Genomic DNA, 12417 nt, shown 5'->3' with positions numbered 1-12417 from the left:
TTAACCTTCAGACGAAAATTAATAACTCTTTGCGTAAAATTATACTACTTCTTCTTTGAAAGGGAAAGCTGGAACCCTCTAAAAAAGAATCCTTGACTAGTATATCTGCTCACCAATTATTTGTAAACTAAAAAATCACTAATTTTCGGGCTTTTCGTGATTTATTGCCAGAAAAAGGGTCTGCAGGTGCTCCCCTAGGCGTTTTTGCCAGGTTAACAGTTGATTTTCCGCTGTCGTTGACAAGGGAGTTTGGGCCGGCCGCCCCACTAAATAATCGACCCAGGCTTCCGGTGCCGTGAAAACTCGTTCCGCAAACGGGTAAACTAACATCAATTGCAAATTGAGCGTTTGCCGAACATTCGCCACTAAACTCGGGTTAGTCTGCGCAAATTCCGCGGTTAAGTACCGAATGGCAGCTTGTGCGGCCGAATTGTCCGTCACTCCCCGGAGTTGCGCCGTTTGCACGTCGTATTGCTGATCGTCGAGCCATTGTAATTTCACGGTCTCATCGATCTGTAACAGATAAAGGTCCTCCAACAACGTCGACCGTAACAAGGGATGGAGGAACGGATCGATCAACAGATAGCGCACCCCGCGTAAAAACTCTGCCAAAGGGAGTTGGTGGGCCCGCGCGATGCGGTGGCGCTGTTCATTCAACGTCGTATCTCCCAGGTGATAGAACTGCTTGGCAATCACCCGTTGCGTCGCGGCGAGCGTCTGCCGTGAGGTTTGTTCGGCCACTTGCACTTGGGCCAAGCCCTGCGCGCGCCAAGCCTGCGCTTGCGGTAAAGCACACCATTGCCGGGCAAAAATGAATTGCTGATTTTTTAGAGCAATCATCAATCGATGATCGAACCAGCTTTGGTCCACCAAATAAGCAGCGTCGTTTTCGGCCGCAATCTGCTCAGCCGCCAAGAATTGTTCATCCCGATAGAGACTCAGGGCCAAATACCGATTCAGTTCGGCCGTCTGGTGAGCCTGATAGAGCGTCGTAAACGCGGCACTGGCCTGTGACCATTGCTGGTTATGAAAGGCCAGTAAGGCCCGTTGAAATTGTAACGAATCCATAAAAGCACCCCCGCTTTTCTCAATTGTCACGAAAAGGGACCCGCCTCCCATACAGAAAGGCTGGTCCACTTAACGGGGTGCGTTCCCGTGAGCGGCCCGCACCGTTATATTATATAGGAACAAAATCAGTTTAGTCTAAACTTCGCTTAATGGCTTAAGCCTTAGTGTCTGGTTTGGTAGCTGCCGCGTGTCGTCGATGCCGATGCGCTTTAGTCTTAGCCTTAGCGGGCTTCTGCGTGGCCTTAGTGTCGGCCTTCTTCCCCTTGGTTTGATGGCCCTTAGGGGCTTCCTTAGCCGCCGCTCCTTTGGCCGCTTTCTTCTTGCCAGTCCGGCGATGGTGCTGGTTGACTTCCATGATGACTGGTAAGATGACTGGCCGCCGATGAGTCTGCTCGAACAGGTAGTGACTCAAGTGTTCCCGGACATCTTGCTTCAAGTGGCCCCAATCAAACTCCTTGTTGTCCAAGTTGTTTTGAACCGCCTTGCAGATGATATCGGAACTTTCCTGCATCAGGTCCTTGTTAGCTTTCACGTAAACAAACCCGCGTGACGTAATTTTCGGTGCTGCGACAATTTGTTTCTTCTTACGATCGATAGTGACCACGGCGATGAAGATTCCATCGTCGGCCAACACTTTCCGGTCCCGCAAGACGATGTTCCCGATGTCCCCGACGCCAATCCCATCAATCATGGTATCACTCACGTCGATACTATCTCCTAGGGTGAACTCACCCTTTTGATAGGTCATGACATCGCCTTTCGCCAGGATAAAGATGTGGTCCGCCGCCATCCCCAACTCCAGTGCCGCTTGGGCATGGGCATTCAGTAACCGGTACTCACCCTGGATAGGGACTAAGTACTTGGGCTTCATCAAGTTCAACATCAGTTGTAGGTCACGTTTATAAGCATGACCCGACGAGTTCAATTCATCGGAGATCGCCTTGACTTCACCACCGGCGCGGTAAACCATGTCGCGCGTCTGGGCCACCGTGGTGTCCATGGCATGTGAAGGGGTAGTCACGATGTAGACCAAATCACCAGGCTGAATCGTCAGTTGCTTGTCTTGCTTGTTGGCCATCCGCTGAATAGCTTTGATGGGCTCGCCCGTCTTCCCCGTCTGGAGAATGACGATTTCGTCGGGTCGTAAATCGGCTAACTGGTCCGTCGTGACTAGCAGGTCATCATCAAAGGATAGCTTGCCTAATTTCATGGCCGTATGGACGATTTTTTCCAGGTCTTGGCCCGTCAAGTACACTTTCCGGCCGGTCTGCTTGGCCGCATCTAAAATCTGCTGAATCCGCAGAATGTTTGACGCCACACAGGCGACCACGATACGGCCGTCCCGATAATGGAAGGTCTCTTCGATCGATTCGGCCAGCTCTTGTTCGGAGGTGTTCATCTTCGGGTTCTCCGCGTTAGCCGAGTCACTCAACAGCGTTAAGACGCCATTTTGCCCAATGGCCCCTAAGCGGGCATAATCGGTCTGGTAACCTGGCTTGGCCGTTTGGTCGAACTTGAAATCCCCAGTGTAGACGATTTGGCCTTCGTCGGTCTTCAAATCGACCCCTAAGGACTCCGGAATCGAGTGAGTCGTGGCAAAGAAGGACACGACCACGTCACCAAAATCGATTTCTGTCTTTTCGTCGACCACGTGAAAATCATCGTAGTCTTTAATCTTTGGTTGGGCCGCCACGTCAATCTTGGCCAACGCAATGGTCATCTCGGACCCGAACACGGGGACGTTGAACTCACTTAAAAAGTAAGGCAGTGCCCCAATTGCGTCGGCGTGACCGTGCGTCAAGAAGACCGCCACGATGCGGTCCTTATTTTCTCGTAAGTAACTCCAATCTGGAATCACCACGTCAATTCCGAGCAGTTCATTTTCCGGGTACTTCAATCCGCAGTCCAAAATATAAATTCCGCCGTTAACATCCACGGCGTACATGTTCTTCCCGTTCTCGCGAACTCCGCCAAACGGGACGATCTTAATCTTTGTGCTCATAAGTTCACCTCAAGTGTCTTTTTCTGTAATTTAGGTCAATCTCTAACTAATGAGATTGTTAGTCGGTATGGATACCGAATTTCGTCCGTAGCTAAACTTATCTCATTCTACCATACTTTAACCAATTACAGAACCAAGTTGGCAAGCCCGCGGCAAAACAAAAGGTCCATCCCCCAATTGGAGAACGGACCTTTGCGGTATGGGTCGATTAACGACGCAGACCTAAGCTCTTGATTAATTCACGGTAACGTTGAACGTCAGTCTTCCGTAAGTAAGCTAACAAGTTACGACGGTGACCGATCTTCTTCATCAAGCCGCGTTGGGAATGGAAGTCCTTCCGGTGCGCTTGCATATGCTTGTTGATTTCGTTGATGTCAGCGGTTAAAACGGCAACTTGAACTTCCGTTGAACCCGTGTCACCTTCGTGACGAGCGTATTGCTTGATGATATCGTTCTTTTGCGTTTGACTAATAGCCATGGTAAATTACCACCCTTTCAAATAAGTGCCCCAAACTGAGTAAGTCGTCGGTGGCCGCCGACAAACTAAGTTAAGGGTTTGTGCTCTTCACACAGTCTCTAATCATACTGGAATCTCCCCCAAAACGCAAGGACTTTACCATCACTTACCTATCAAGTAAAATTGCTTTACAATAATCCGGCGTAGCTATTGCATTCACCCCCAGGGTTCTGTATAATGACATACGTTGAAATTAAGATTTCCGGTCCTCGGATTTCTCATTCGGAGGTGAAATTTTCATGCCAATTATCAAATCTGCTATCGAACGTGCCAAGACTAACGTTAAGGCTAACCAACGCAACTCCGCACAATTAAGCACGATGCGGACGGCTGTTAAGCGGTTCGAACAAGCTAAGACTGCCGGTGCTGACAACGTGGAAGACTTATTCCGCCAAGCAAGTGCTGCCGTTGACAAAGCTGCTTCCAGGGGCTTGATCAAGCGGAACAAGGCTTCCCGTGACAAGTCACGGATGGCTGCTCGTTTAGCTAAGTAAATCTAAAACATCTTTCGATGATGTTTAAAAAAGGTCGAGACAATCCTGTCTCGGCCTTTTTAGCTTATCTAGGTTTAAACGGTTGCTCGACTACCAGCAAATTGGGTCATGAACAGTGAGAAGAGCAGCTCTGGATCCAGAGCCGTCGACTTCATCTGGCGCTCGACCTTAAAGAGTCCCAAATACGCCCGGTTCAAATCGGCCAGTTTGAAACGACGGTGCGTCTGTAACGCCAACTTGACCCGGTATGGGTGGACCTTGAGGGTGCTCGCTAATTGCCCCTGACTATACCCTTGTTGGGCCAAGACCTTAGTCTGAATCAGTAAGCGAAATTGGCCCTGCAAGATAGCATTGATCCGTAACGGTTCTTCCTTTGCTTGCAGCAGCTCCCGGTAAAGAGCAACTGCCCCCACCGTGTTCTTAGCCAAAACGCGGTTGACCAGATCAAACACGTTTTGCGTCAAGGTTTGCCGCACCAACCCCTGGATTGCCGCCAATTGAATCTCGGTTTGCGGGTGGGTAAACAACTCCAGTTTGGTTTGTTCCGCCATCATCAAGGTTAAATCGGCATCGGTCCGTTGAATCAGCTCATTCAACGCGGCCGGTTCAATGGTGTAACCGTCTCGCTTCAATTGCGCTTGAAAGTATTGGCGTACCTGCCGCTCCGCAAAATTGCCTAACTCGATGGTCGTGGCCACCTTTTTTAACTGCTTCACGATTTTTTTACGCCCGTCCAACTTGGGGTACGGGGCGAAGAACACTAACACTGTACTGTCCATAGGGCGGTCCAAGTAGCGCTGTAAACTGGCCAGGTCGTGATCAACTTTGCTTTTCTTGGTTTCCCCCGTGAGGAACACGGGATCATCCAAACAAACGACCCGCCGTTCCCCGAAAAACGGGGCAGCCATGGCATCATCGAGTCCCACCGCCAGCGGCACGGTCTCCAGGTCATAACTGGCGTAGTTCATGGTCCGCTCTTCAGCAGGGACCAGTTGCTTGAACGCCGATTTTAACCGCCGTTGAAAGTAATCCATTTGGCCTAAAATCAGATAGACCGGTGCCGACGCTTGTCCCGCGGCCAGTTGTTTCAATAAATCCGTAATCGTCACGATCGAAAATCCCCTTCTAAGTTCAATTTCGTTTGCCACGTGCCATGGTGGCCACGATAAACGTACCGGATCATCCCCTGTTGTTGGGTATTGACCCAGGGCACCTGTGCTTGTTGCAACGTCGCGATGGTTTCGGGGCTAGGGTGCCCGTAACGGTTATGGCGCCCCGCCGAAATGACGGCCAACCGTGGCCGGAGTTGGGCCACAAATTCGGGACTAGTTGCCGTATTACTCCCGTGATGGCCTAATTTTAACACATCGGCTCGCAATTCAGGATGAGCCGCCATGATTTTCCGTTCCCCCACTTGGTCCAAATCTCCCATAAACAAGAAATTCAACCCACCGAAGGTCCCTTGCAGCGCCAACGACCCTGGATTATCGGCCGGCATCACCGTAAACGGATGATGGACGACCAGTGGACCGGGAGTCCCCACTTGAACTGCGGTCACTTTCAATCCGGGATAGTGCGCTACAGTCCGTTGCCAGGCTGCTTCTTGCACCATCCCCACCGAGGCCCAGACCTGATCGACCTGAAAATTTTTTAGGATAGCGGGTAAGTCCCCAATATGATCGGCATCATGGTGGGTCAGATACAAGTCGTTGATACGGGTAATTCCCCGACTTTTGAGATAAGCAACACTGGTTTTTTCAGCCCCATACGTCACGGGCGTTTTCGGCGCCCAAGCCGGCTGGGGAAAGGCCAGGCGACCACCTACGTCAATCAGCATAACACGTCGGTTAAAGGGCTCCCGGATCAACAAGCTATCCCCCTGCCCGACATCAAAGTAGGCAACTTCACCGTGGAGGGGCCAGTGAATCCAACCAAACGCCAACAAGTAACTGGTCAGCAATCCCATCAGCCAGCGGCGGCAGGTCGCGGGTGGCCGACTCAACACCCACCAAGTACCGAGGTACCACCCCCAAGCCACCAACCAAAAGGGCTTGCCAAAGGCCACGTTCCCCGGAAGACTAGCTAATCGGCGTAGGCTCGCATCAAGAGTCGCCAAGCCCGTCGCACAGGTCGTCGCCACCTCTGGCCACCACCGCGCACTAATTGTGCCAATGACGGTCAACGGTAATAAAACGGTGGGGAACAGTGGAACGACCACCCAATTAGCCAGCAACGTCAAACTATGCCACTGAAAAAGCCCCGTCAAAAGACTGGGTAACCCCAACAGCGTCAGGCCAATTTCGCGCCAATGCAAGGGTTCCGCTGCCAGTAGAATCAGCGCTAACGATAACCCATAGCTCAACTGGCCACCTAGTTCGAAGAGAAGACCTGGATTGACCCATAACCCCACTAGTAACGCCCAAGTCCAGGCCGTGAGTGGTGAAACGGACTGGTGGCATCGCCGGCCAGCTAACTGGAAACCGCGCATCCAGCAGGCCCGTAAGACCCCACTGCCGCCACCGGCTAAGATGGCGTATCCCGGTAAGCCTAACAATAACACCCATTCCCACCATTCTCGGGGTAGCCGCGCGTGGATCAGACCCCACTCGGCAACGGCTAAGACTAACGCCACGTGCAATCCCGAGATAGCAAAGAGATGAATCAAGCCCAGCTGTTGCATCCCCGCTAGTTCTTGGGGACTATCACTAGCTCGTTTACCAGGAAATAGGCCTAGCGCATAGATCCGTAAGGCACCTGGTAGCCGCTCACAGTATTGAATCAAACGACTACGCAGGCCATGCCAATTATCCTGCCACCAAGTCAAGCCGTGACCGGTCGTCGGTTGAATGGTCATAGCCCCCGCTTTCAACGTGTTGGCGATGCCGCGGTGACCCCAATAAGCGGCCGCATCGAACTGGTTAAAATTAGGGGCGGCTAGCAGCCCCGCTTGTTGGCCACTGATACGCCATAAAGTTGGCCGCGTCAAATGAGTCAAGCGCCGCAGTTCGGCCGCCGAACGTAGCGTACCGTGGACCAAGACCCGTTCACCACTAGGTTTCTGACCAATCACCGTGTAACCACTGCCATAAACGACCGGACTATCTGGCTGCACGCGCAGAGTTGTGGTCACGGTTTGTGGCTGCGCCACCGGATACCGTCGCCGAGATAGCTGAGTCGCTTGCCAGCTAAACCAAGTCCCAAACACTAGGTATAAGACTACCACCACCCACCAAGTAACGACCGACCTTAACGCCCAGATACGACTCAGAATCAGAATTAATAACGCCGCGCCGCCCCATAAATGGCCCCCGAACATCACACTCAACGCGACTACGGGGAGACTGGCGAGAAACCAGTGGGCCGCGGTCATTGTTCTGGTTGCTTAGCTAGGAGTTGACTCAAGACCTGTGGATCTACCGTGACTTGTTGCACGGCCACGTGTTTCAATTTCAATAACTTTTGTGCATACGGGTCATTATGGTAGTTACGTAGGTAAGTGATCTTCTTGATGCCCGCCTGTAACAACATCTTGGTGCACTGTAGACACGGGAAATCGGTCACGTAGACCTCCGCGCCGTCCGTGGCTTCCCCGAACTTAGCACACTGCAAGACCGCGTTCATCTCGGCGTGAATCGTCCGAACACAGTGACCGTCCACTAAGTAACAGCCCTGGTCTAAACAGTGGTCGTCACCCGAGACTGACCCGTTGTAGCCCCCGGCAATCATCCGCCGGTCCCGGACTAAAACGGCCCCGACAGAGAGGCGTTGACAGGTACTGCGGGTGGCAATCACCAATGCCTGTAACATAAAGTACTGATCCCACGGAATTCGTTCTTGTTTCACATTCGTTGCCCCATTTCTACATATTATTGGTCTAGTATACCACGCGTTAAGTCGTCAATTGGTCCTGCAAATGCGCCACCGTTTTCTCCCCAAAGCCCGCCACCTGGGTCAAATCACTGACCGATTTAAAGTCACCATGCTCATTACGATAATCCACAATTTTTTGGGCTTTTTTGGCACCAACACCGGTCAACTGTTGTAAATCGGCAACCGTGGCAGTGTTTAAATTGACGACGGGCGTACTCGAACTGGCGGCGCCAGCACTGGTTCCGGTAGCTGCACCACCATCAGTTGGGCTGGCATTAGTGGCGGGCGTTTTCTCACCCTTCAACGGGATATACAACTGTTGCTGGTCCACCAACCGCGTGGCTAAGTTAATTCGTTTCCGGTCCGCTCGCGCCACTAATCCCCCGGCAGTCTTGAGTGCATCGGCTACCCGCATTCCCTGGGAAAATTGGTACAATCCCGGTCGTTTGACTGCTCCCTGGACATCGACAAACACCCGGGTGTCGTGGCTCACCGTACTGGCCTTCGAAATGCCCGTAGCTCCGGAACTCAGCGTCTGCCGCGATGTCACTAACGCCGAATTCGTGGTGGCCGGCGGTGGTGTTCCCGTAGCCACCGAAGTCGCTTCCGGTCGCAACAGCATCCAGCCTAGTCCGATCAGCACCACGACGCCCATGCTCCCAACTATGAGCTGAACACGCCGCGGCAGTTGTGCTAGCCATTCCCAAATCACTTGCATCCCTTTGCACCTCCTGGTTATAGTTCTAACTCCGAAAGGCGTTCCTAAATTTTTGCCGTCAGCTAAAAAAACCAACCTAGCCGTTCCGGGACATCCCGAAAAGCCAGGTTGGCTAACTCACCTTTGGCCTAAGACTTAGGGTGAGTCTGTAAGTAATGGAGTGCGTCCTTAAAGGAACGGACCGGGACGACCTTCATATTTGGTGCATTCTTTTTTGCCGTTTTCTTAGCAAGTTGATAATTCGTTTGGTGGTTTTCCTCATACTTCAAAACCGTCTTAGTGGGCTTTACGTACGGGGCAAAGAATATCGTGGCTCCCGCTCGTTTGGCGGCAATGACCTTTTTATCGATTCCACCAATCTCACCAACATTGCCGTGACTATCAACGGTCCCCGTCCCGGCGATTTTACGGCCATGCCGGAGATTTTCACCGGTCAATTGTTGGTAGATCTGTAGGCTGAACATCAAGCCACCTGATGGTCCCCCAATATTACCGGGATCGACGGTCACCTTGGGTTTGGCTTGCACCTTGACATTATCGGTCAAGGTAATCCCAATCCCCGCCTTACCCGTTGAAAGCTTCATGAGTTTGGCAGTCGTTTTTTTCGTCTTGCCCTGGTGGCGATAAGTGACCGTTAGTTTCTGGTGGACCTTTTGGCGTTGAATGTAGTGTTGATAGCCCGTCATGCTATTAAAGTGGTGGCCGTTGACCTTAGTCACCGTATCTCCCACCGCTAAATGCCCTTTAAAGGGCGAATTAGCCGCTACACTCAGAACATAGATCCCGAGGTACTTGCGGGTCACCGGCCGCTTAGCCGCCTTGTAAGCCGTGTAAATGGACTCGTTAATCGCACTCTGCATATAAAAGTCCTGGACTTTGTCATAAGTGGCATTGCTTGCTCCTCCGGTCACACTAGAAGCGGGTTCAATTGAGTAGTAAGACTTCAACTTGGCGTACAGGTAGCTTACCGGACGCGCTTGCGCCACGGTCACCGAAGTAATCATGAACTTCCCCTTTTGTTTGTCCTGATGATGTGGCATGGTCACAAAGGCCTTCAAATCATCGGCTTCACCGGGACCTTCGATGTAGCGGGGCAACGGAAGCATAAAGAAAGCCAAAATAGCCGCCACCGCCACCAGCATCCCCACGAACTGGGTCCACTGCTGGCGCGTCACACGTCGTAATCGTTTCACTTTGTGTCACTTCCCAACCGCTGCGCCAGGGCCTTGGCGACCGGTGCCGGCACCAGGGTGGTCAAGTCACCCCCGAACTTGGCGACTTCGCGTAAGAGACTGGACGACACAAACTGGTACTTTGCATCAGCCATCAAGCAGACCGTTTCAATCTTAGGGTCCAAATGGCGGTTCATCCCCGCAATGCCCCGTTCGTATTCAAAATCGGTGCTAGTCCGCAACCCGCGAATCAGGACCGTGGCGTGCAACTGATGCATGAACGCCACGGTCAGTCCGCTTTCGACCTGTACCGTCACGTTGGGAAGCGTTTGGATGCTTTGTTGGATGAAGGCTACCCGCTCACTGGGCGTAAAGACCCCTTTTTTGGAGGTGTTTTGCCCCACCACGACGACCAACTGGTCAAACAAGTGGCTCGCCCGAATGATCAAATCCAAGTGGCCGTTAGTTAGGGGATCAAAGCTCCCCGGAAATACTGCAACCGTCATCGCTAACTCCCTTCCACAGCGTAAATCGTCAAAACTGTAATGCCATAATTTCGTTGTTCCACAAAAGTGAATCCCGGAATCTCCTCCGGTAATTGAGCGTTTTGGTCGGTCTCACAGACCACCCGGGCCGTCGCCGTTAATAACCCCAGCTCTTTAAGTTGAGCCATTTGAGCGACGATTTTTTGCTGCGCGTAAGGAGGGTCAAAGAAGACCAGATCGAAGTGTTCACCCCGTTTGGCCAGTGCCGTGACAGCCCGATTGGCATCGCGCTTCAAGATTTCAAAGCGCTCGGGCACCTTAGTCACCGCCACGTTCGCTTGAATCGTCTGAATCGCGGCGTACTGCCGGTCAATCAAAACGGCCCGGTCAATTCCCCGAGAGACTGCTTCGATACTCAGCCCACCGGAGCCTGCAAAGAGATCAAGGCTTTGACCACCCGAAAAATAAGGCCCGATAATGTTGAACATGGCCTCTTTGACTTTATCAGTGGTGGGACGCGTGGCCCGTCCCGGAACGGCCTTCAAACGGCGGCCCCCAAAATCACCGGCAACAATTCTCATTCGTCATCATCCTCTGTTTCCGTCGCAACAGTTGGTTTCTCAACCCCGTTGAACGTTTCTTTAATCTTCGGTCGGTCAGACGGCACGACCCGTTTCACGAACCGTAAATGTTGTAGTTGGTCCACCAGGTCAGTAACCTGGTCTTGATCGACATATAACACGACGTAACGCATCTTTTTAGACACGTACATCACCGTGCCGTAACGTTTTAACTGCCGCGTCTGTTTTAAGCTGTACGTATACACGATTAAACTTTGCCGTGGCTGAATTTCAAATGCCATGTTACTCGTTCCCCTCTCTACTAATGGGTCGCGCGGTAATACTTTTGCCGCGCACTAATATTCAACACCAAGCCCATCACTAAGGCCAACGTCCAGGTACTGGACCCCCCGTAACTAATGAATGGGAAAGTGACCCCGGTAATCGGCAATAACCCCAAGACACCCCCTAGATTGAAGAGCGTTTGGACGGTCAAATACGTTGCTGCACCGTAGCAGATCAAGCCATAATACGTTGAATTACTGCGGACCCCGATCAACACCGTACGGGTAATCATCAAGAAAAGAACTGCGATGACGATTAACGCCACAATGAGCCCTAATTCTTCGGCTAAGATAGCCATAATAAAGTCGGTGTTGGGTTCGGGTAAGTACCCGGTCTTTTGGATACTATTACCCCAGCCAACGCCAAAGATTCCCCCATTGCTTAAGGCATAGTAGGAATTAACCAGTTGTTGCCCGACCGATTGAGAATGGGCAAATGGGTTCGTAAAGGCCACGATACGTTGTAACTGATACGAATCTTTGGCGAACCCACTTTCCGACAGTTTGACCAGTAAAGGAAAGATAACCCCTACGACCAGTAAGATTCCTCCGGTCATGAGTCCGGTTGCCCACTTCCAATTAATGCCACTCGCCAAAGCTAGTACCATGACGATACAAGCGTTGATGGTCATCCCCCCAATATCCGGTTGGACAAAAATTAACGCTAAGATGGCGATACAAATCAGCAGTGGCCGCCGCATCGACAAATACCAGCCCTCCGTTTCAATCTCTGTTTGACGGTTGGCAATCGCGTTGGCCAGCCAAACAATCAGGTAAAATTTCACAAATTCCGCAGGTTGTAGGCTGATGGGCCCTAAATGATACCACCCAGCAGCCCCGTTGATGGTTTGACCCACCAGTAATAAGCCCCCTAATGACACAAAAGCGGCGATACTCAGTATCCGCAGCACATTGCGATCACGAAGCTTCTGCAAATTGAGCGCCATCATAAAGGTGATTACCAGTAATCCCAGGATGACGTAAAGCGTTTGTTTTAATAAGTAACTGGTTGGACTCCCCCCGTTTTGCGTCCCAATATCCGCACTGGCCGAGTAGACCATGACGATGCCTAACACGCTCAGTCCGAGATAGGGGACTAGGAGCCAGTAGTCCAAATATTTTAATTTTCGCATACTGTCGTTCGCCCCAAGCCTGCCGTTAAATCGGCAATCGAATGCTTATATTAT

13 protein-coding genes are annotated in these 12417 nt (G+C 51.7%); 1 reads left to right on the top strand and 12 read right to left on the bottom strand.

Features of this window, described 5'->3' with window-relative positions; all coding sequences use genetic code 11:
* Positions 1–138: 138 nt before the first annotated feature.
* The 3 genes from H3M12_RS08350 to rpsO all read right to left on the bottom strand — a co-directional run bounded on the left by H3M12_RS08350 (position 139) and on the right by rpsO (position 3548).
* Positions 139–1068, bottom strand: coding sequence for a hypothetical protein (locus tag H3M12_RS08350; RefSeq protein WP_129031911.1), 930 nt, complete (start codon positions 1066–1068; stop codon positions 139–141).
* Between the two features lie 154 nt (positions 1069–1222).
* Positions 1223–3070, bottom strand: a complete 1848-nt coding sequence (locus tag H3M12_RS08345) for a ribonuclease J (protein WP_182150617.1) — start codon at positions 3068–3070, stop codon at positions 1223–1225.
* A gap of 208 nt (positions 3071–3278) precedes the next feature.
* A complete protein-coding gene (rpsO, locus tag H3M12_RS08340) occupies positions 3279–3548 on the bottom strand; it encodes a 30S ribosomal protein S15 (RefSeq protein WP_129031907.1) in 270 nt (89 codons plus the stop codon).
* Between the two features lie 278 nt (positions 3549–3826).
* On the opposite strand from rpsO, the gene rpsT reads away from it, so the two are divergent.
* A complete protein-coding gene (gene rpsT, locus H3M12_RS08335; RefSeq protein ID WP_182150616.1) occupies positions 3827–4081 on the top strand; it encodes a 30S ribosomal protein S20 in 255 nt (84 codons plus the stop codon).
* Positions 4082–4155: 74 nt separating this feature from the next.
* Here rpsT and holA read toward each other — a convergent pair whose 3' ends face one another.
* From holA to H3M12_RS08290, 9 genes are all read right to left on the bottom strand, one after another.
* Positions 4156–5190 (bottom strand): DNA polymerase III subunit delta, encoded by a 1035-nt coding sequence (gene holA, locus H3M12_RS08330; RefSeq protein ID WP_129031903.1) that lies wholly within the window; start codon positions 5188–5190, stop codon positions 4156–4158.
* A complete protein-coding gene (locus H3M12_RS08325; protein ID WP_182150615.1) occupies positions 5187–7451 on the bottom strand; it encodes a DNA internalization-related competence protein ComEC/Rec2 in 2265 nt (754 codons plus the stop codon). Before H3M12_RS08325 ends, holA begins: the two co-directional genes overlap by 4 nt.
* Positions 7448–7924: a ComE operon protein 2 gene (locus tag H3M12_RS08320; RefSeq protein ID WP_129031899.1), complete on the bottom strand. Its 477-nt coding sequence runs from the start codon at positions 7922–7924 to the stop codon at positions 7448–7450. The genes H3M12_RS08325 and H3M12_RS08320 overlap by 4 nt, the downstream gene beginning before the upstream one ends.
* Before the next feature lie 46 nt (positions 7925–7970).
* A complete protein-coding gene (locus H3M12_RS08315) occupies positions 7971–8669 on the bottom strand; it encodes a helix-hairpin-helix domain-containing protein (RefSeq protein WP_129031897.1) in 699 nt (232 codons plus the stop codon).
* Positions 8670–8797: 128 nt separating this feature from the next.
* Positions 8798–9811, bottom strand: a complete 1014-nt coding sequence (locus tag H3M12_RS08310) for a SepM family pheromone-processing serine protease (RefSeq protein ID WP_129031927.1) — start codon at positions 9809–9811, stop codon at positions 8798–8800.
* A gap of 47 nt (positions 9812–9858) precedes the next feature.
* The gene (coaD, locus tag H3M12_RS08305; protein WP_129031895.1) at positions 9859–10347 is read right to left on the bottom strand and encodes a pantetheine-phosphate adenylyltransferase; all 489 of its coding nucleotides are present in this window, start codon (positions 10345–10347) and stop codon (positions 9859–9861) included.
* 2 nt (positions 10348–10349) lie between these two features.
* A complete protein-coding gene (rsmD, locus tag H3M12_RS08300; RefSeq protein WP_129031894.1) occupies positions 10350–10907 on the bottom strand; it encodes a 16S rRNA (guanine(966)-N(2))-methyltransferase RsmD in 558 nt (185 codons plus the stop codon).
* On the bottom strand, positions 10904–11188 hold the full coding sequence (locus H3M12_RS08295) for a YlbG family protein (RefSeq protein WP_129031892.1): 285 nt from the start codon (positions 11186–11188) through the stop codon (positions 10904–10906). The genes rsmD and H3M12_RS08295 overlap by 4 nt, the downstream gene beginning before the upstream one ends.
* Before the next feature lie 20 nt (positions 11189–11208).
* Entirely contained in the window at positions 11209–12363 is a 1155-nt protein-coding gene (locus H3M12_RS08290; protein ID WP_129031890.1) for an FtsW/RodA/SpoVE family cell cycle protein, read from the bottom strand.
* Positions 12364–12417: the final 54 nt, after the last annotated feature.

The sequence above is a fragment of the Levilactobacillus suantsaii genome, assembly GCF_014069315.1.
Lineage (GTDB): Bacteria > Bacillota > Bacilli > Lactobacillales > Lactobacillaceae > Levilactobacillus > Levilactobacillus suantsaii.
Note: the sequence above shows the minus strand (reverse complement) of the source record. Positions and strands in the feature narration are given on the sequence as shown.

Bases quoted from the DNA above. Each gene is read 5' to 3' on its own strand.
- H3M12_RS08350 (WP_129031911.1), bottom strand. From the start codon at position 1,068: ATGGATTCGTTACAATTTCAACGGGCCTTACTGGCCTTTCATAACCAG.
- H3M12_RS08345 (WP_182150617.1), bottom strand. From the start codon at position 3,070: ATGAGCACAAAGATTAAGATCGTCCCGTTTGGCGGAGTTCGCGAGAAC.
- rpsO (WP_129031907.1), bottom strand. From the start codon at position 3,548: ATGGCTATTAGTCAAACGCAAAAGAACGATATCATCAAGCAATACGCT.
- rpsT (WP_182150616.1), top strand. From the start codon at position 3,827: ATGCCAATTATCAAATCTGCTATCGAACGTGCCAAGACTAACGTTAAG.
- H3M12_RS08325 (WP_182150615.1), bottom strand. From the start codon at position 7,451: ATGACCGCGGCCCACTGGTTTCTCGCCAGTCTCCCCGTAGTCGCGTTG.
- H3M12_RS08315 (WP_129031897.1), bottom strand. From the start codon at position 8,669: ATGCAAGTGATTTGGGAATGGCTAGCACAACTGCCGCGGCGTGTTCAG.
- H3M12_RS08310 (WP_129031927.1), bottom strand. From the start codon at position 9,811: ATGCTGGTGGCGGTGGCGGCTATTTTGGCTTTCTTTATGCTTCCGTTG.
- coaD (WP_129031895.1), bottom strand. From the start codon at position 10,347: ATGACGGTTGCAGTATTTCCGGGGAGCTTTGATCCCCTAACTAACGGC.
- rsmD (WP_129031894.1), bottom strand. From the start codon at position 10,907: ATGAGAATTGTTGCCGGTGATTTTGGGGGCCGCCGTTTGAAGGCCGTT.
- H3M12_RS08295 (WP_129031892.1), bottom strand. From the start codon at position 11,188: ATGGCATTTGAAATTCAGCCACGGCAAAGTTTAATCGTGTATACGTAC.
- H3M12_RS08290 (WP_129031890.1), bottom strand. From the start codon at position 12,363: ATGCGAAAATTAAAATATTTGGACTACTGGCTCCTAGTCCCCTATCTC.